19 protein-coding genes and 3 pseudogenes are annotated in these 18,461 nt (G+C 68.8%); 14 read left to right on the top strand and 8 right to left on the bottom strand.

Annotation, left to right across the window (positions count from 1 at the left end; all coding sequences use genetic code 11):
* The 7 genes and pseudogenes from A6302_RS23075 to A6302_RS14790 form a co-directional block, all read left to right on the top strand.
* Positions 1–327 (top strand): annotated as a pseudogene (locus tag A6302_RS23075) (ABC transporter substrate-binding protein); the annotation flags it as partial.
* A 184-nt stretch (positions 328–511) separates the two neighbouring features.
* The gene (locus tag A6302_RS14810; RefSeq protein WP_083255799.1) at positions 512–1,402 is read left to right on the top strand and encodes an ABC transporter ATP-binding protein; all 891 of its coding nucleotides are present in this window, start codon (positions 512–514) and stop codon (positions 1,400–1,402) included.
* On the top strand, positions 1,399–1,959 hold the full coding sequence (locus tag A6302_RS14805) for an ABC transporter permease (protein WP_245294081.1): 561 nt from the start codon (positions 1,399–1,401) through the stop codon (positions 1,957–1,959). The genes A6302_RS14810 and A6302_RS14805 overlap by 4 nt, the downstream gene beginning before the upstream one ends.
* Positions 1,960–1,967: 8 nt before the next feature.
* On the top strand, positions 1,968–2,147 hold the full coding sequence (locus tag A6302_RS24650; RefSeq protein WP_245294080.1) for a hypothetical protein: 180 nt from the start codon (positions 1,968–1,970) through the stop codon (positions 2,145–2,147).
* Complete coding sequence (locus A6302_RS14800; protein WP_083255800.1) at positions 2,132–2,890, top strand: ABC transporter permease; 759 nt, start codon at positions 2,132–2,134, stop codon at positions 2,888–2,890. The genes A6302_RS24650 and A6302_RS14800 overlap by 16 nt, the downstream gene beginning before the upstream one ends.
* Positions 2,891–2,966: 76 nt before the next feature.
* Entirely contained in the window at positions 2,967–3,686 is a 720-nt protein-coding gene (locus tag A6302_RS14795; RefSeq protein WP_141703805.1) for a GntR family transcriptional regulator, read from the top strand.
* A gap of 61 nt (positions 3,687–3,747) precedes the next feature.
* Positions 3,748–4,584 carry an SDR family oxidoreductase gene (locus A6302_RS14790; RefSeq protein ID WP_069307687.1) on the top strand — a complete coding sequence of 279 codons (837 nt, stop codon included), beginning with the start codon at positions 3,748–3,750 and terminating at the stop codon, positions 4,582–4,584.
* 16 nt (positions 4,585–4,600) lie between these two features.
* Here the strand turns inward: A6302_RS14790 and A6302_RS14785 are convergent, their stop codons facing one another.
* From A6302_RS14785 to A6302_RS14760, 6 genes are all read right to left on the bottom strand, one after another.
* Positions 4,601–5,353, bottom strand: a complete 753-nt coding sequence (locus tag A6302_RS14785) for an alpha/beta fold hydrolase (protein WP_069307686.1) — start codon at positions 5,351–5,353, stop codon at positions 4,601–4,603.
* Positions 5,354–5,357: 4 nt separating this feature from the next.
* Positions 5,358–6,653, bottom strand: coding sequence for an LLM class flavin-dependent oxidoreductase (locus A6302_RS14780; RefSeq protein WP_069307685.1), 1,296 nt, complete (start codon positions 6,651–6,653; stop codon positions 5,358–5,360).
* A 51-nt stretch (positions 6,654–6,704) separates the two neighbouring features.
* The gene (locus A6302_RS14775) at positions 6,705–7,472 is read right to left on the bottom strand and encodes a class II aldolase/adducin family protein (RefSeq protein WP_245294079.1); all 768 of its coding nucleotides are present in this window, start codon (positions 7,470–7,472) and stop codon (positions 6,705–6,707) included.
* Positions 7,473–7,839: 367 nt separating this feature from the next.
* On the bottom strand, positions 7,840–8,445 hold the full coding sequence (locus A6302_RS14770) for a calcium-binding protein (RefSeq protein WP_069307683.1): 606 nt from the start codon (positions 8,443–8,445) through the stop codon (positions 7,840–7,842).
* Positions 8,382–9,437, bottom strand: coding sequence for a calcium-binding protein (locus A6302_RS25410; RefSeq protein WP_069307682.1), 1,056 nt, complete (start codon positions 9,435–9,437; stop codon positions 8,382–8,384). The genes A6302_RS14770 and A6302_RS25410 overlap by 64 nt, the downstream gene beginning before the upstream one ends.
* Complete coding sequence (locus A6302_RS14760; protein WP_069307681.1) at positions 9,407–9,994, bottom strand: calcium-binding protein; 588 nt, start codon at positions 9,992–9,994, stop codon at positions 9,407–9,409. Before A6302_RS14760 ends, A6302_RS25410 begins: the two co-directional genes overlap by 31 nt.
* A 356-nt stretch (positions 9,995–10,350) precedes the next feature.
* On the opposite strand from A6302_RS14760, the gene A6302_RS14755 reads away from it, so the two are divergent.
* The 7 genes and pseudogenes from A6302_RS14755 to hutG all read left to right on the top strand — a co-directional run bounded on the left by A6302_RS14755 (position 10,351) and on the right by hutG (position 15,887).
* Positions 10,351–10,827: an Lrp/AsnC family transcriptional regulator gene (locus tag A6302_RS14755; protein ID WP_245294078.1), complete on the top strand. Its 477-nt coding sequence runs from the start codon at positions 10,351–10,353 to the stop codon at positions 10,825–10,827.
* Positions 10,828–11,043: 216 nt separating this feature from the next.
* Positions 11,044–11,817 (top strand): histidine utilization transcriptional repressor HutC, encoded by a 774-nt coding sequence (gene hutC / locus A6302_RS14750; RefSeq protein WP_069307690.1) that lies wholly within the window; start codon positions 11,044–11,046, stop codon positions 11,815–11,817.
* 135 nt (positions 11,818–11,952) lie between these two features.
* Positions 11,953–12,781 (top strand): annotated as a pseudogene (locus tag A6302_RS14745) (transporter substrate-binding domain-containing protein).
* Positions 12,782–12,918: 137 nt separating this feature from the next.
* Positions 12,919–13,560 (top strand): amino acid ABC transporter permease, encoded by a 642-nt coding sequence (locus A6302_RS14740; protein WP_069307689.1) that lies wholly within the window; start codon positions 12,919–12,921, stop codon positions 13,558–13,560.
* Positions 13,560–14,228, top strand: a complete 669-nt coding sequence (locus A6302_RS14735; protein ID WP_069307679.1) for an amino acid ABC transporter permease — start codon at positions 13,560–13,562, stop codon at positions 14,226–14,228. The genes A6302_RS14740 and A6302_RS14735 overlap by 1 nt, the downstream gene beginning before the upstream one ends.
* Complete coding sequence (locus A6302_RS14730) at positions 14,225–15,019, top strand: amino acid ABC transporter ATP-binding protein (protein ID WP_069307678.1); 795 nt, start codon at positions 14,225–14,227, stop codon at positions 15,017–15,019. Before A6302_RS14735 ends, A6302_RS14730 begins: the two co-directional genes overlap by 4 nt.
* A gap of 64 nt (positions 15,020–15,083) precedes the next feature.
* Positions 15,084–15,887: an N-formylglutamate deformylase gene (gene hutG / locus A6302_RS14725; RefSeq protein ID WP_069307677.1), complete on the top strand. Its 804-nt coding sequence runs from the start codon at positions 15,084–15,086 to the stop codon at positions 15,885–15,887.
* 31 nt (positions 15,888–15,918) lie between these two features.
* On the opposite strand, the pseudogene hutU reads toward hutG, so the two are convergent.
* Both hutU and A6302_RS23070 read right to left on the bottom strand, forming a co-directional pair.
* Positions 15,919–17,585, bottom strand: a pseudogene (hutU, locus tag A6302_RS14720) (urocanate hydratase).
* A gap of 659 nt (positions 17,586–18,244) precedes the next feature.
* Positions 18,245–18,461 (bottom strand): hypothetical protein (locus A6302_RS23070; protein ID WP_169833596.1); only part of this gene is annotated, 217 nt, incomplete at its 5' end.

The raw sequence follows: 18,461 nt of genomic DNA, 5'->3' as shown, positions 1-18,461 counted from the left end.
CCCGAGCAGGTGCAGGCCTTCCTCGACGCGACCCTCAAGGGCTGGAAATACGCCTTCGAGAACAAGGCCGAGGCGATCGACATCGTCATGGCCGCCGCCGACGGCCTCGACCGCACCCACCAGGAGCTGATGCTCGACAAGGTGCAGGAGCTGATGACCTCCAACCTCGGCGGCAGCGTCGGCCTCGGCACGCTCGACATGGCGTCGATCGCGGCGGTGCAGGAGCGCCTGCTCGGCTTCGAGGCCCTGAAGGCGCCGGTCGATCTCTCCAAGGCCTTCGACGAGAGCTTCTCCAAGAAGGTGCCGGACGAGTTCAAGAAGCTCTGACGCACCCGCCCCTCCTCGCCGGCACGCTGCCCCTGTCCCGGCGAGCCGGCCCGCGTCCGCACCCCTCGCGGACGCGGGCCCTTCCTTCATCGATGTACGCATCCGGCCGGCAGATCACCATCGGCCGCACGACAGGACACGCAGGGACGGCATGATGACCGCCTTGAAAGGAGCCTTCAGGAGCATGGCAGACAGCGCGCCCGAAGGTGCCCCCGCCGAACGTCCGGCGGCCGCCCCGACCGCCGAAACGACCCCGGAGCCAGCCTCGGCGCCCGTGACCCCGCTCGTCGAGATGGTCAACGTCTGGAAACGCTTCGGCGAGGCGCCGCGCCAGACCGTGGCGCTTGCCGGCGTCGACCTGGCGATCCGCCCCGGCGAATTCGTGACGCTGATCGGCCCGTCGGGCTGCGGCAAGTCCACCCTGTTCAACATGATCGCCGGCCTTGCCGACACGGACGCCGATGGCGCCGTGCTGTTCAAGGGCCGGCCGCAGCGCGACGGCGAGCTGCTGGGCAAGGTCTCCTTCATGCCGCAGAAGGACCTTCTGTTCGCCTGGCGCACGGTGATCGACAACGCGACGCTGGCGCTGGAGATCGAGGGCGTGCCGCGGGCACAGGCCCGCGCCCGCGCCGCAGCCATGCTGCCGGACTTCGGCCTCGCCGGCTTCGAGACCCATTATCCGCATCAGCTCTCCGGCGGCATGCGCCAGCGCGTGGCGCTGATGCGCACCTTCCTGTTCGAGCGCGAGCTGATGCTGCTCGACGAGCCGTTCGGCGCGCTGGATGCCCTGACCCGGGCGATGATGCAGCGCTGGCTGCTGGATCTGTGGGAAAAGCACCGGCGCACGGTGCTGTTCATCACCCATGACATCGACGAGGCGATCTTTCTTGGCGACCGGGTGGTGGTGATGACCGCCCGCCCCGGCCGGATCAAGACTGTCGAGACCATCGACCTGCCGCGCCCGCGCGGCGCGGAAGTGGTGACCTCGCCGGAATTCATCGAGATCAAGCGCCGGCTGCTCGCCATCGTCGAGGAGGAGAGCATCAAGAGCTTCTCCACCGGCGGCGCCCCATGACCGCGCGCGGATTCCTCCGTTCCCCGGCGATGGCGCTCTTGGTCGTGGCGCTGGCCTGGGCCGTGCTGGTGCCGGCCCTGGGTGTGCCGCGGCGCATCCTGCCGCCGCTCGAGGTGGTGCTGATGGACGGCTGGAAGATCGCGCCGGCGCTCATCGCCGGCTTCCTGCGCACGCTGACCGAGACGCTGCTGGGCTTTGCGCTGGGTGCCGCCTTCGGCTTTCTCTGCGGCACCGGCTTTTCCTATGTGCGCTTCCTGGAGCGGGCGCTGTTTCCGATCTTCATCGCCTCCCAGACCGTGCCGGTGATCGCCTTCGGCGCCGTGGTGGTGATCTCCTTCGGCAACACCATCCTTGCCAAGGTGGTGATCGCCTTCTACCTCACCTTCTTTCCTGTCACCGTGAACACGCTGCGCGGCCTCAAGGCCGCCGACCCGCAGAAGATCGCGCTGATGCGCAGCTTCGGCGCCAGCCGCTGGCAGATGTTCCGCACCTACGCCCTACCCTCGGCGCTGCCGACGATCTTCGTCGGCCTCAAGCTCGGCATCGCCTCAGCCTGATCGGCGCCATGGTCGGCGAGTGGTTCGGCGAGACGGTCGGGCTCGGCGTCCTCCTGCTGCAGGCCATGTACATGGAGGAGATCCCGCGGATCTGGCTCCTGATCCTCGCCTGCGGCGCCCTCGGCGGCCTGCTCTACGGCTCGCTTGTGCTCATCGAACGGAGATACGTGTGGTGGCGGGGAGACTGACCGAAACCTTGCACCGGATCCTGCCGGTGGCCGCCGGGCTTGCCGCCCTGCTCCTGCTCTGGGAGGGCGGAGTGTGGCTGCTGGACGTGCCGGTCTATGTCCTGCCCGGCCCGTTCGCGATCCTCGGAACGATGGTGGACAACGCCGGGCCGCTCGGCGCGGCGGTGCAGATCACCCTTGGCGAGGCGCTGGCCGGCTTCGTGATCGGCTCGCTCCTCGGGCTTTCGATCGCCATCGTGCTGGTGCTCGCCCCGCCGCTGGAGACCGCGCTGCTGCCGCTGGTGGTGATGCTCAATTCGGTGCCCTCGGTCGCCTTCGTGCCGCTGGCGCTGATCTGGTTCGGCCTCGGCATCGCCTCCAAGATCGCGCTCGCCTCGCTGGCGGTCAGCTTCGCCGTGCTGCTCAACGCCATCCAGGGCCTCAAGCGCCCCGAGCAGGAGGCGGTCGACCTGATGCGCAGCTTCGGCGCCGGGCGGCTCGGCATCCTGTGGCGGCTGCGGCTGCCGGCGGCGATGCCGTCGATCGTCACCGGCCTGCGCGTCGGCCTTGCCCGCAGCACCATCGCCGTGATCGTCGCCGAGATGATGGGTGCCTATGCCGGCATCGGCCAGGTGATCTACCAGGCGACGGCGCAGATCGACTATCTGGTGGTCTGGGCCGCCGTGTTCCTCTCCTCGCTCGGCTCGCTGGCGCTCTACGGCCTGCTGACGCTGATCGACGGGCGGCTGGTATGGTGGCGATGATCTGCATGCGAGAATCTGCTATCTGCATGCAACGACGCCGGACAGGCGCGACGGGCCCGGAGGGGCGGGAGGAACGATGAGCGAGGACATGCTGATCGGCGAGGTGGCCGGCGACGAACGCACCGCCCTTCCGCGCGCCGGCACACGGGCCGACGAGTTGCGGGCGCGGCTGGAAGAGATGATCGTCAGCGCCGAACTTGCCCCCGGCGAGCGGCTCGACGAGGCGGAGCTGGCCACGCGCTTCGGCGTGTCGCGCACGCCGGTGCGCGAGGCGCTGAAGGCGCTGGCGGCGATGGGCCTTGTCGAGGTGCGCGGCCGTCAGGGGGTGACGGTGGCCTCGATCTCGATCCCGATCCTGATCGAGATGTTCGAGATGATGGCGGCGATGGAGGGCCTGTGCGCCAAGCTCGCCGCCCGCCGGGCCTCGCCGGCGCAGAAGGCGGAGATGCGCAATATCCACGCCCGGCTGGTCGAGGCGCTCGCCACCTCCGACCCGCCGCGCTTCTACGAGATCAACCGCGAGTTTCACGAGGTGCTCTACGACGCCTCCCATGCCGGCTTCATCGCCCAGCAGACCCGGGCTTTGCGCCGCCGGGTGGCGGCCTACCGCCGCTATGTCACCTTCCAGCCCGGCCGGATGGCGGCAACGATCGGCGAGCACGAGACGATCATGCAGGCGATCGAGCGCGCCGACGCGGAGGCCGCCTTCAAGGCGGCGAGCGACCACGTGATGCTGCTCGGCGACGACATGGCCGATTTCATCGCCGCCCTGCCGAAATCCCTGATGCGGGCCTGAACGCCACAGACTTCCCAGCCACTTTCCAGACCCTCCACGGACAGACGAACGGAACACCCGGATGAAGCTTCACCTCGAAGGCAAGACCGTCCTCATCACCGGCGCCTCGAAAGGCATCGGCCTTGCCGCCGCCCACGCCTTTGCGGCCGAGGGCTGCCATCTGCATCTTGCCGCCCGCAACGGTCCGGCGCTGGAGGCCGCGAAAGCGGAGATCGAGGCGGCGGCGTCGGTCACGGTGGGCATTCATGCGGTCGATCTCGGCGCCGAGGGCGCGATGGCGGCGCTGGCCGAGGCCGTCGGCGACGTCGACATCCTCGTCAACAACGCCGGCGACATTCCCTCCGGCCCGCTGGCCTCGCTCGATCCGGCCGCGGTGCGCCGCGGCTTCGCGCTGAAGGTGTTCGGCTACATGGAGCTGACCCAGGCCTATTTCGCGCGGATGCAGGCGAAGGGCGCCGGCGTCATCATCAACGACATCGGCAATTCCGGCGAGAACTGGGACGCGGACTACATCGCCGGCTCGACCGGCAACGCCGCGCTGATGGCCTTCACCCGGGCGCTCGGCGGCGTCAGCCTCGACGACGGCGTGCGGGTCGTCGGCGTCAATCCGGGACCGGTCGCCACCGACCGGATGGTCAAGCTGATGAAGCGCCGCGCGATCGACCGCTTCGGCGACGAAAGCCGCTGGGAGGACCTGTTCGCCGACTATCCGGGCGGCCGCCCGGCGACGCCCGACGAGGTCGCCGACCTGATGGTGTTCCTCGCCTCGCCGCGCGCCGGCTACATCACCGGCACCGTGGTCACCATCGACGGCGGCATCGCCGCGCGCGGCTCGATCATCAAGTCGGCGAAGAAAAAGCCGGAGGCGGTCGCCGAGCCGATCGCCAAGGCCAGCTGATCTTGTTTTCTCGGAATTAGAGAGCGGCGGCGAGAGCCGCCGCGAAGGCCTCCGGCGCCTCCAGCATCGGGAAATGGCCGACCCCCGTCATCCGGACCACCTCGAGGCCGGGCAGGCGGGCGATCAGCGCCGCATCGCCCTCGCCCATCAGGCGCGCCGCATTGATCGTGGTGGCGGGACAGGTCAGTGCCGGCCATCGCGCGAGAATGTCGTAGTCGAGCAGCGAGCCGAGCGCGTCGAGCGCCGCGTCCGGCGGACACGCCGCCATGGTCGCCGCGATGGCGGCCACGACGGCGGGCTCGGTCTCCGGGGCCGTGATCGACCACACCATCGACTGCATGGTGCCGGCGAAGGCGCTGCGGAAGAAGGCGAGCCGCTGCGCACGAACTTCCGGATCCAGCGGCAGGTAGAAGCGCGGGTCGGTGAAGGTGTCGACGCCGACGATCTGCCGGCAGCGCGGCCCGTCCGGCCCCGCCATCGCGATTCCCGCCTCGATCGCCACCGGCCCGCCCATGGAATGGCCGACGAGGGCGACGTCACCGAGACCGAGATGACCGGCGAGCGTGCAGACGAGGTTGGCGGCCTCTGAAATGGGTGTCCCCGGCGGCAGGTCCGGCGCGATCAGCCGAAATCTGCCGGAGAGCGCGGCCTGGGTCGGCGCCCAGAAGGACGCCGCGCAGCACCAGCCATGGACGAGGATCACCGCCGGGCCGGTGCCTGCCTCGGTGAAGGCGACGGGGGTGACGGCGACGGGCGGCGCGCCGGCCACGGGATCAGCGCTTGGGTGCCGGCCGCGACAGGCCGAGATGGTCGCGCAGGGTGGTGCCCTCATACTGCGTGCGGAACAGGCCGCGCCGCTGCAGCTCCGGAACGACGAGATCGACGAAGTCGGTGAAGCCCTCGTGGAACCACGGCGGCATGACGTTGAAGCCGTCGGCGGCGCCGGTGGTGAACCATTCCTCCAGCGTGTCGGCGATGGTGGTCGGCGAGCCGCACAGAACCCAGTGGCCGCGGGCCGCGGCGGTGAGATTGTAGAGGTCGCGCAGCTTCATGTTCTCGCGCCGTGCCTTGGACAGCATCACGCGGGCGAAGCTGTGGTAGGTGTCCGGCAGCGGAATGTCCGGGATCGGCCCGTCGAGATCGTAGCCGCTCATGTCGATGCCGAGCCGGTCGGACAGCAGCGCGAGGCCGTTCGAGGAATCGATGAAGCCCTGCAGCACGGCGAGCCTGGCGAACGCCTCCTCGTCGGTGCGGCCCACCACCGGCATCACGCCCGGCAGCACGGTGACCTCCGCCTCGGTCCGGCCGAAGGCGGCAAGGCGGGCCTTCAGCGCGGCATACTGCGCGCGGGCCTCGCCGATCTCCTGCACCACGGAAAAGACGACGTCGGCGGTGCGAGCGGCAAGAATCTGGCCGGGCTCCGAGCCGCCGGCCTGCAGCACCACCGGCCGGCCCTGGGGCGCGCGGCCGATGTTGACCGGCCCCTTCACCTTGAAGAAGGCCCCCGCGTGATCGAGGGCGTGGACCCTGGCCGGGTCGATGTAGAGACCGCTGGCGGCGTCCGCCACCACCGCATCGTCATCCCAGCAGTCCCACAGGCCGCCGACCACGTCGAGGAACTCGCCGGCCATCTCGTAGCGGCGGGCGTGGTCCGGATGGACGGTGCCGAAATTGGCCGCCGCCGCCGGATTGGCGGTGGTGACCGCGTTCCACGCCGCCCGGCCGGCGCTGATGTGGTCGAGCGAGGCGAACACCCGCGCCACCGAGAAGGGGTCGGCATAGGTGGTCGAGACCGTGGCGCCGAGGCCGATGCGGCTGGTGACGGTGGCCAGCGCGGCCAGCATCGTCAGCGGTTCGAGCCGCAGGGTGTAGGAGGGATGGGCGGCCGGGTCGGCGTTGAGGTTGTCGCCCATGAAGATCAGGTCGAACAGGCCGCGCTCGGCGGTGCGGGCGATCTCGGCGATCGCGGAAAAGTCCTGGAAGCTCGTCACCGCGCCGGGATAGCGCCAGCCGGCGACGTGGCTGCCGGTGCCGAGGATGAAGAGGCCGAGATGCATCTGGCGGGGCATGGAAAACCTTGACTGGAAAGCGGAGCGGGACGACGGGCAGCGGCGTGGATGTCAGGTCCGGTAGCTCGGATCGTGACGGTCGAGATCGCGCATCAGCGCCGGCCACTCGCGTTCGCCGGGGATGAGGATGTCGCCCTGGAGCTCCCAGAACTGGCGGGCGGCCTTCTCGCAGACCTCGTGGGTGGGGAGCACCAGCGGTCCGGCGGCGGGGGCGGCCGCCTGCATGGCGAGCTGGATCTTGGCCGCCCGCTCGAAATAATAGAGCAGCATGAAAGCCTCGCCCGGCGAGCGCCCGACGGTGAGGATGCCGTGGTTGCGCATCAGCATCACCGGATGGCCGGCAAGATCGGCGACGAGCCGGGCCTGCTCGTCCATGTCGATGGCGACGCCCTCGTAGTCGTGGAACCCCTGCCGGCCGTAGAAGCGCATGGCGAACTGGCTGAGCGGCAGCAGGCCCTTCTCCTGCCCGGACACGGCGACGCTGGCGTCCGAATGGGTGTGCAGCACGCAGGCGGCGTCGTGGCGGCTGCGATGGATCGCGGCGTGGATCACGAAGGCGGCGACATTCACGTCATGCGGGCTGTCGGCGATCTTGCGGCCCTCCGTGTCGATCTTGACGAGGCTGGAGGCGGTGATCTCGCTGAACAGCAGACCGTAGGGATTGATCAGGAACTGGTCGTCGTGGCCGGGCACCCGCAGGGAGATGTGGTTGTAGATGAGATCGTCCATGCCGAGCCGCGCCACCATCCGGTAGCTCGCCGCGAGCTTCACCCGCGCCTCCCACTCGGTCTCGCCGATCGCCGCCGGGCGTTCCGTCATCACCGCACTCATCCCGTCTCTCCCGTTCGTCCCCCGGTCCGACGCCGCTGCAGGGGCATCCGTCCGGTCACGGGAGGATCGCAAGACACATGCCACGCGCCGGGACGGTGTCGGAACCGCCGACCGGCCACGGCAGGCCGGCTGTCGAGGGGCATCGGCCTTCTCTTTCAATCACCTGGCCGGATGACAGCCCGATCAGGGCAACCAGCGCTCCGGATCAATGCATACTGAAAGTCGATTTACGCACACAATTTTGCGGCATATGCATAGAAGTCGCGCAGATCTTCCGCGCCACGACGATCTGAAACGACAGCGGCCGCACCCTGGCGGATGCGGCCGTGCGTCGGTCGGAGCCGTCCTGCGCGCGTCAGATCACGAAGAACTCGCCGGCGGACATGGCGAGCCCCGTCTCGAGCGTGGCGAACTGGACCGCCGCGCCGGCGCCGGTGCCGTCGGCGTCGTAGCGCAGCGCGCCGGTGGCGGCGTCGTAGAGGATGCGATCGTCGGCGTCCCCTGCCGCCGCGCCGAGCGCGAAGGCGCCGTTGGCAAGGGCGCCCGGAACGAGCGCCTTGAAGATCGCGTCGTCGAGGTGGATCACGTCGTCGGCGACCTTGTAGTCGGTGATCGTGTCGATGTTGCCGGCGCCCAGGGTGGAGGCGAAGACGAAGGTGTCGGTGCCGATGCCGCCGGTCAGCGTGTCGTTGACGACGCCGCCGTTCAGCGTATCGGCCCCGGCCCCGCCGTCGAGCGTGTCGGCGCCGGCGCCGCCGAGCAGGATGTCGGTATTGTCGCCGCCCTCCAGCGTGTCGCTGGCGCCGCCGCCTTCGAGAAGGTCGTTGCCGGCCTCGCCCTTGAGCAGATCCATGCCGGCCCCGCCGGCAAGCGCGTCGTTGCTGCCGCCCCCGTAGATCACATCGGCGAGGGCGCCGCCGGTGACGGTGTCGATGCCGTTGCCGCCGTGGTAGTCGAGCATCTCGAAGCTCGTGAAGGTCTGACCGGTCGCGATCTCGAAGACCGCATCCGGATCGGCGATCGACAGCGTGACCGGGAAAGGCAGCAGGTTCGCGTAGTAATGCAGCGTGTCGACGCCCTCGCCGCCATCGAGATGAAACACGCCGGTCTCGGAATCGTCGCGCACCAGGAACGGTCCGTTGGAGACGATGACATGGTCGTCACCGCCGTCGCCGTAGGCTCGCCATTGGCGTTGCCGACATAGAGGTCGTCGGCCTCGTCGCCGCCATGAAGGATGTCATAGCCAGGACCGCCATAGAGCTTGTCCTCGCCGCCGCCGCCGGCGAGCACGTCGTTACCGCCGCCGCCGTCGATGGAGTCCGCAAGGGCACCGCCCGTGATCGTGTCGACCCCCGACCCGCCCCAGAACACCAGCTGCTCGAAATTCTGGGCCACCGTGCCGTCGGCCAGGGTAAGGACCGCCTCCGGATCGGCCAGCGACAGGGTGAGGCCAAGCGTCGTCCCCTCGCGCCCGATGCCGAGCTTGTCGACGTCGATGCCGCCGTCGAGTTCGTCGCCGGCCGCTTCGCTGGTCAGGAAGTCGTTGCCGGCGCCGCCGGACATGGCGCCCGCACCCGGTCCGCCATTGATCCAGTCGTTCCCGTTCTCGCCGAACAGGATGTCGTAACCTTTGTCGCCATAGAGCGTGTCATCCCCGCCTCCGGCATAGATCACATCGCCAAGCATTCCGCCCGAGATGGAATCGTCGCCGCCTCCGGACTTGACGAACAGCTTCTCGATGTTGACCAGCGTCGTGCCGTCGGCCAGCACCTGCTGGACGGCCGGATCGGCGATGGAGAAGGCGAGCGGCAGGTCCAGCGCATCCCGGTAGAGATGGAGCGTGTCGCTCCCCTCGCCGCCATCGATGACGTCGCCTTCGGCGGACTCAGAGACGATGGTGTCCGTGCCGCTGCCGCCGAGCATCACGTTTGCGCCGCCGCTGCCGAACAGCACGTCGTCGCCGCCCTGGCCGCTGAGGAGATCGTCGCCGTCGCCGCCGTCGAGATGATCGTGGCCGAGGCGCCGAACATGGTGTCGTCGTGAGTGCCGCCGACGATCGTGTCGTTGTAGGCGGTGGCGGTCACGGTGATGCGCTCGACACCGACGATGGTGGTTCCGTCGAGAAGCGTCTGCTTGGCCGCCGGATTGGTGAAATCAAGGCTGAGCGCCGTGGAGGACAGGGAGCGATTGAGCGCCAGATGATCGATGTCGGCGCCACCGTTGATCGAGGTCTTGCCGGCGCTCTTGCCCACCTGGATGAAATCGTCGCCGGCATCGCCATGGAGGATGTCGTTACCGCTGGTGGCCTTCAGCGTGTCGTGGCCGCTGCCACCGGTGAGGATGTCGTCGTCGGCTCCGCCGTCGAGCGTGTCATCGCCGATACCGCCGCCGATCAGGTCGTTGCCGCCATGGCCCTGCAGCACGTCATTGCCGCCGTAGCCGTTGATGGTGTCGGCGCCGACGCCGCCGGAGATCGTGTCCGCGAGGGGCGTTCCACTATAGATCGTCATAATATCAGTTCCTGTTCAAAGGGTTGCAGGCCGTGGTCCCGGTTGCGCCGGCGCGCGGCCACGGCTCCGCCCGCCGCGCCGAACGGCACGGGACAGGCGGACGCGGGCGTCCGTCGGAAAAAGGTCGCGACCGCCCGGCCGCCGGTCCCCGCCGCACCATGCGGTCGGGGCGGAGGCAGACCAGGACGAGGAAGCGTCGCCTGTGCGGGACGCGCTCCGGTCGGAAATTGCATCAGGGCCTTGCCCCGCCGCGGCGACTGACCGATGATACGCGCCCGTCCGTAAATATGCCGGCGACGCGGCCTATATGCCGTATAATTTTCGGCATTGCAAGTGGTATGACGAAAGGAATTCGTGTGGCAGATCTCGATTCCGTCGATCGGCAACTGGTGGACCTGCTGCAGCGTCAGGGCCAGACGTCCTATTCGGATCTGGCCAAGGCGGTCGGCCTTGCCGTCTCCTCCGTCACGGAGCGGGTCCGCAAGCTGTCCGAGCGCGGCGTGCTGCTGGGCGTCCATGGCCAGGCGGCCCCGGAGGCCCTCGGTCTCGACCTGCTGGCCTTCGTCTTCGTGAGCTGGAGCGATCCGGCCGTCGCCGACGCGTTCCTGACCCGGATCGGCGCCGAGCCCGCCGTGCAGGAGGCCCATCACGTCACCGGGCAGTGGAACTACCTGCTGAAGGTGCGGGTGACGACCACGCGGATGCTGGAGGCGTTTCTCACCAACGTCATCAAGGGCGTCCCGGGAATCGAGCGCACCGAGACGCTGATCGTGCTCTCCTCCGCCAAGGAGACCACCTACCTGCCGGTCGTGGCGCCTGCATGGTACGGCTGACGGATCATGGGTCCAGCCGCCGCATCGCTGGGGATGACGGGGTCGTGCCGCCGGGGCGGGTCTAGCCAACCCGCCGCTTATGCCTATACAAATATTCGCATCCGGCCGTCCGGCCGCGCGCGGCCCCGGGGGGTCGCAGCCGCGGGGATCGCCGCGCCCTTGCCCGTGCCGAAAGGGAGCGCCTTGGCGAGCGATGCAGCCGACAGGATCGCCGACGTGTCCCGGCCCCGCCCTGTGCCTGCTGCGGGCGGCGCCTCGCTGCACCGGCGCATCCGCGACGATCTGGAACGGCGCATCCTGTCCGGCGACTGGCCGCCCGGCCACCGGGTTCCCGTCGAGCACGAGCTGATGGCCGCCTACGACTGCTCGCGGATGACCGTCAACAAGGTGCTGACCGAACTGGCCGCCGCCGGCCTCGTGGAGCGCCGCCGCCGCGCCGGCACCTTCGTCTCCAAGCCGCGCCCGCCCTCGGCCCTGCTGGAGATCCCCGACGTCAAGGCCGAGATCCTTGCCCTCGGCCTTGCCTATGGCCTGCATTTCCTCGACCGCAGGACCCGCGCCTCGAGCGCCGCCGACATGCACCGGCTCGGGGTCACGACGCCCCGCGAGGTGCTCGCCCTGCGCTACCTGCACATCGGCGGCGGACGGCCGTTTGCGCTGGAAGACCGGCTGATCGATCTCTCCTCGGTGCCGGACGCGGCTGGCGAGACATTTGCATCGGAGCCGCCGGGAAGCTGGCTGCTGGCGCATGTGCCGTGGAGCGAGGCCGAACACCGCATCCGCGCCATCGGCGCCGACACCGAGACCGCGCATCTGCTCGACCTCCCACCCGCCGCCGCCTGCCTGGTGCTTGAACGGCGGACCTGGCGGAACGGCGCGCCGGTGACCGCGGCGCGGACGGTGTTTCCGGCCGGCGGCTACGAACTCGTCGCCCGCTTTCACCCCGGCAGCGGCCGCGACGGGGACGGTCCGCCCAGGAAAGGGGCGTGACAACTTTTTCGGCAGCGGCCGATTGACAAGCGCCCCGAAGCGCGGTCCTTTTTGTATAGGCAAATGAAGCCAGCCGTTCCATGGCCACCGGACGATCCGGGCTGCGGGGCGGACCAAGAGAGGGGATGCGTCGACATGTTCCTGAAGACACTCATGACCGCCGCCATGGCCGTTGCCGTGACCGTCGGCGCCGGCGCCTCGGCCCAGGCCGAGGACATCCTGGCCAAGGTGAAGGCCGCCGGCGTGCTGAAGGTCGGCACCGAAACCGCCTTCGCGCCGTTCGACTTCATCGACGAGACCGGCACCCACGTCGGCCTCAACGTCGATCTCTTCGCCGAGATCGGCAAGGAGATGGGCGTGACCATCGAATGGGTCGAACTGCCCTGGGACGGCGTGCTGCCCGGCCTCGAAAGCGGCAAGTTCGACATGGTCGCCGGCCCGGCCACCATCACCACGCCCGCATGGAGCGCTACCGCTTCTCGCCGCCGATCGCCGAGGCGACCGTCGCCCTGCTCAAGAAGGCCGGCGACGACAGCATCACCAAGCCCGAGGACGTGGCCGGCAAGGCCGTCGGCAGCGGCAAGGCCACCGCCCAGCTTGCCCAGCTCCAGGAATTTTCCGCCAAGCTGCCGACCCCGGTCGACGCCAGGAATTCGTGAGCTTCAACGAGGCCTATGCGGCGCTCGCCTCCGGCCGCGTGGTCGCGGTCGCCAATTCCTTCCCCAACATCGCCTTCCTCGCCCAGCAGCAGCCCGACACCTTCGCCCTCGTCGAGCCGCCGTTCGGCGCCAAGACCTATTTCGGATATCCCGGCCGCAAGGATCCGGACTACGCCAGCCTGATGGACGCGATCGATGCCGCCATGGCGACGATCAAGGCCGACGGCCGCATGGGCGAGATCCAGAAGAAGTGGTTCGGCGTGGTGTTCGAGACCCCGGAAAAGGTCACCGAAGCGGCCTTCTGACCGAAGACGCGTCCCGACGGGCGTGGGGGCGGGCGGCAATTGCCCTCCCCCGCGCCCTGTTGCTGAAGCAGGCGCGGCCGCGGCGCATCATGCCGCAGCCCCCTGACGACGACCGACGTTTCCCCCGGAGCCCCATGATCTCCTGGAAGCTGTTCTCCCTTCTCGTCTACGCCGCGCAGTGGACCGTGCTCTACAGCGCGATCTCGATCTCGATCGGCTTCGTGATGTCGGCGGGGATCTGTTCGGCGACGCTGTCGCGCAACCGGGCGCTGGCCTTTGCCGGCAAGCTCTACGTCAGCTTCTTTCGCGGCGTGCCGCTGCTGGTCCAGCTTCTGCTGATCTACTACCTGCTGCCGGGCGTCGGCCTCGACGTGCCAAGCCATGTGGCCGCCATCGCCGGCATGGCGCTGTGCACCTCCGCCTACCAGGCCGAGATCCTGCGCGGCGGCTTCGCCAGCGTGCCGCGCGGCCTCGTGGAGGCGGCCGAAATGTCCGGCTTCTCGCGCCTTGCGATCTTCCGCCGGATCCGGATGCCGATCGCCGTGAAGCTGACCATGCCGGCGCTGATCAGCGAGGCGATCATGATGCTGAAGTCCTCGTCGCTGATCTCGGTGGTCGGCGTGGTGGAGCTCACGCGCATGGCCCAGAATCTCGCCGCCAGCACCTACAAGCCGATGGAGATCTACACCGCCGCCGGCTTTGTCTACCTCGTCATCAATCTCGTGCTGGTCGCGCTCGGCTACGGCCTCGAGAAGAAGCTGCGCTGGGGGCGGATCTGATGAGCTTCGATCTCGACCTCGTCCTCTCCTTCGGGCCGCAGATCCTCACCGCGCTGGCGATCACCATCGCCCTGTGGGTGGCCGGCAGCGGCCTCGGCCTCGTGCTCGGCTTCTTCATCGCGGTCGCCCGCCGCTACGGCGGCAAGCCGGTGGACACCCTCCTGATGCTGCCGGTGGAGCTGATCCGCGGCACGCCCTTCCTCGTCCAGATCTTCCTGCTCTACTACGGCGGCCCCTATGTCGGCCTGTCGCTGGACAAGACCGTGGCCGGCCTGCTCGGCCTGACGGTCTACGGCGCCGCCTATTATTCGGAACTCTGGCGCGCCGGATTCGATGCGATCCCCAAGGGCCATCTGGAGGCCGCCGACTGCGTCGGCCTCGACCGGTCGCAGACCATGCGCCGGATCATCCTGCCCGAGATGACCATGCTGGTGCTGCCGTCGATGGTGAACATGACCATCCTGATGCTGAAGGAGACGGCCATCCTCTCCATCATCTCCGTGCCGGAACTGACCCTTGTGGTCAGCGCCATCGGCACCGAATATTACGCCTTCGTCGAGAGCTTCACGATTCTCGCCCTGCTCTACTGGGGCCTCGTCGAGCTGTGCGGCGCCGCCGGCCGCCATGCCGAAAGACGCCTCTCCAAATACCGGTTCTCCGTGTCATGAGTCTCACACCCGCCATCCGCGTCCGCGGCCTTGTCAAGCGCTTCGGCCAGACCACCGTGCTCGACGGCATCGATCTCGACGCCGGGCGCGGCGAGGTCACCTGCCTGATCGGCCCGTCCGGGTCCGGCAAGTCGACGCTGCTGCGCTGCATCGCCTTCCTGGAAGAGGCCACCGACGGCTTCATCGAGATCGACGGCGAGCCGCTCGGCTTTGCCGCCGGCCCCTCCGGCGAGCGCATGCGCCTGCCGCAGAGCGCGATCCGCCCGGTGCGAAGCCGCGTCGGCATGGTGTTCCAGCAGTTCAATCTCTGGCCGCACATGACCGCGCTCGGCAATGTGTCCGAGGCGCTGGTGATCGTGCGCGGCATGAAGCGCCGCGACGCCGAGGCGCGGGCGATGGCCGAGCTGGAGAAGGTCGGCCTGTCGGGCCGCGCCAGCCACTATCCGTCCGAGCTTTCGGGCGGCCAGCAGCAGCGCGTGGCGATTGCCCGGGCGCTGGCGCTGGAGCCGCGGATCATGCTGTTCGACGAGCCGACCTCGTCGCTCGATCCGGAGCTGACCGGCGAGGTCCTGAACGTGATGCGCGATCTGGCCAAGACCGGCATGACCATGCTGGTCGTCACCCACGAGATCGGCTTTGCCGCCTCGGTCGGCGCCAAGATCGTGTTCCTCGACCACGGCAAGCTTCTGGTGCAGGGTACGCCCGGCGAGGTGTTCGGCAAGCCGCGCCATCCGCGCATCGAACAGTTCCTCGACACCTATCTCGACCGGGGCGCGGCGACGCTGCTCTGACCCATGGCCGCCAGCTCAGGCACGGCCGCGCGCGATCCGCGCCCCTCCCATTCATGAGGCACACATGACGACCGACTGGCTCCAGGTGACGGAGGGCGATGCGCCGCTGCTCGTCTCCATCCCCCACACCGGCACCCGCCTGCCGGCCCCCTATGCCGACGCCTATGTCTCGCGGGAGCTCGCCCTCAACGACACCGACTGGTGGATCGAGACGCTCTACGACTTTGCGCCCGCGCTGGGCGCCACCGTGGTGCGCACCGCGATCTCGCGCAGCGTCATCGACGTCAACCGCGACCCGTCCGGCGTCTCGCTCTATCCGGGCATGGCCACCACCGAGCTCTGCCCGACCACCACCTTCGATGGCCGTGCGCTCTACCACGCAGGCCGGGAACCGGACGCCGAAGAGGTGGAGGCGCGGCGGCGGACCTATCACGAGCCCTATCATGCGGAGCTGGCCCGACAGATCACGCGGCTGCGTGACCTTCACCCGCGGATCGTCGTCTACGACTGCCACTCGATCCGCTCGGCGATCGCGCGGCTGTTCGAGGGCGAACTGCCGGTGTTCAACATCGGCACCAACGGCGGGCTTTCCTGCGATCCGGCGGCCGAAGCGCTGACCGGGGAGATCTGCGCGGCCTCCGAGTTCTCCTGCGTCACCAACGGCCGCTTCAAGGGCGGCTGGATCACCCGCAGCATCGGCAAGCCGACCGCCGGCGTCCACGGCGTGCAGATGGAGCTGGCCTGCCGCGGCTACATGGACGAGCACGAAGACCCGGTGCCCGCGCCCTATGACGTGGCCCGCGCGGCGCCGATGCGCGCCGTACTGGAGCGCCTGCTGCCGGCCCTGCGCGACTGGGCGGCGGGCTGACGCCCGCCTTCCATCGTCAAGAACGCCCGCCTCAGATCGACGGCAGGTCGAGGCCCTTCTGGCGGGCCCAGTCGATGGCGATGTCGTAGCCGGCGTCGGCGTGGCGCATGACGCCGGTGGCCGGGTCGTTCCAGAGAACGCGGGCGACGCGGGCGGCGGCTTCCGGCGTGCCGTCGGCGCAGATCACCATGCCGGAATGCTGGGAATAGCCCATGCCGACGCCGCCGCCGTGGTGCAGCGACACCCAGGTGGCGCCGCTCGCGCAGTTGAGCAGGGCGTTGAGCAGCGGCCAGTCGGACACGGCGTCCGAGCCGTCGCGCATCGCCTCGGTCTCGCGGTTGGGCGAGGCGACCGAGCCGGAATCGAGGTGATCGCGGCCGATCACCACCGGCGCGGACAGTTCGCCCGAGGCCACCATCTCGTTGAAGGCAAGGCCGAGGCGGTGGCGGTCGCCGAGGCCGACCCAGCAGATGCGCGCCGGCAGGCCCTGGAAGGCGATGCGGCTTCCCGCCATGTCGAGCCAGCGGTGAAGGTGGGGATCGTCCGGGATCAGCTCCTTCACCTTGCGTCGGTCTTCGCGATGTCCTCCGGATCGCCGGACAGCGCCGCCCAGCGGAACGGGCCGACGCCGCGGCAGAACAGAGGGCGGATATAGGCCGGCACGAAGCCGGGGAAGTCGAAGGCGTTGGCAACGCCTTCGTCCTTCGCCATCTGGCGGATGTTGTTGCCATAGTCGAAGGTCGGCACGCCCATCTGCGCGAAGGCCAGCATCGCGGTGACGTGGCGGGCCATCGACGCCTTGGCCGCCTTGACCGTGCCGGCCGGATCGGACACGGCGCGGGACTTGTACGCGTCCCAGGTCCAGCCCTCGGGCAGGTAGCCGTTGAGCGGGTCGTGGGCCGAGGTCTGGTCGGTGACCGTGTCGGGGCGCACGCCGCGGCGCACGAGTTCGGGCAGGATCTCGGCGGCGTTGCCGAGGAGGGCGACCGAGGTGGCCGCGCCGGCCTTCACCGCGCGGTCGATCATCTCCAGCGCCTCGTCGAGGTCTTTCGCCTGCTGGTCGACGTAGCGGGTGCGCAGGCGGAAATCGATGCGGCTCTGCTGGCACTCGATGTTGAGGCTGGCCGCGCCCGCCATGCTGGCCGCCAGCGGCTGCGCGCCGCCCATGCCGCCGAGCCCGGCGGTGAGCACCCAGCGCCCGGCGAGGTTGCCGCCGTAATGCTGGCGCCCGGCCTCGACGAAGGTCTCGTAAGTGCCCTGCACGATGCCCTGGCTGCCGATGTAGATCCACGAGCCGGCGGTCATCTGGCCATACATGGCAAGGCCCAGCCGGTCGAGATGGTTGAAATGCTCCCAGGTGGCCCAGTGCGGCACGAGATTGGAATTGGCGATCAGCACGCGCGGCGCATCGCCGTGGGTGCGGAACACGCCGACCGGCTTGCCGGACTGCACCAGCAGCGTCTCGTCCCCCTCCAGCCGCTTCAGCGTCTCGGTGATCCGGTCATAGGCATTCCAGTCGCGCGCGGCCCGGCCGATGCCGCCATAGACCACCAGCTCCTTCGGATTCTCGGCCACGTCCGGATCGAGATTGTTCATCAGCATCCGCAGCGGCGCCTCGGTCTGCCAGCTCTTCGCGGTGAGCGTGCCCCCCCGCGGCGCACGGATCTCGACATCCCGGTAACGGCTGTTGCTGCGCATGAGAGGCTCCGACAAGTTGGCTATACAACTTGAGGAGTGATAGGGGGTTTTGGGGGGATTGGCAATGGGGGACGGCGTTCTCCGGCCGCCAAGATGCGGTCAGACAGGCAAGGAAGCGCGGCAAGTTATCTTCTCCCCGTCGGGGAGAAGGTGGCCCGCAGGGCCGGATGAGGGGGCGGCGGCAGATGAGGCGTCCGAGATGAGCGCCCGAGTCTCACGTACGCGCCATTGAACACCTTCGGCCCCTAGGATGCGGAGGCGCAGCGTCACCCTGTTGCGGACGCGGGTGCGGAGGCTCCACCCCTCATCCGGCGCTGCGCGCCATCTTCTCCCCTGAGGGGAGAAGAGTTTCCGCTGTGCCCGGCGGCAATCGCCTTGCCTTCACCAGCCGCGAACGCCTCGCCTCTATCACATAACCCCATACCCCGCACTCGCCCCCGAGAACCGCCCCTCCAGCCGATACCGCCCCCCGGATACACCAGCCGCGCGAGCGAGACCGGCGCGAGGCCCGCGAATGTCCTGCGGTGGACGAGGAGGCAGGGGTCGGTGCGCCGGGATCTCGGCGAGCACGATCTAAATGATCCTATTCAATACTCATGCCGGTCCGGCCACTGTTGCCAGTGCAGACAAGCTGAAAAATCAAAAACCAACCTCACCGATCAAGGCAGATACTGGTCGAGTTCCTGATCATATCCTCGGATGAATCTTGCAAAGAGCGTCCGGTTGTCGTCCGCATAGGTCTCCCGGATCTGCTGGCGAATGTATTTCGGCATCACGGAGGCGCGCGGATGGGTGCGGTTCGAGAAGTGCTCCTGCAGGAAGCGCCTGAACACCTTGCGCTCCGCCTTGTCGAGGATCGGATTCACGAGGATCGCG

This window comes from Methylobrevis pamukkalensis, from assembly GCF_001720135.1.
GTDB classification, from domain to species: Bacteria; Pseudomonadota; Alphaproteobacteria; order Rhizobiales; family Pleomorphomonadaceae; genus Methylobrevis; species Methylobrevis pamukkalensis.
This window is presented reverse-complemented; position numbering and strand designations above follow the sequence as displayed.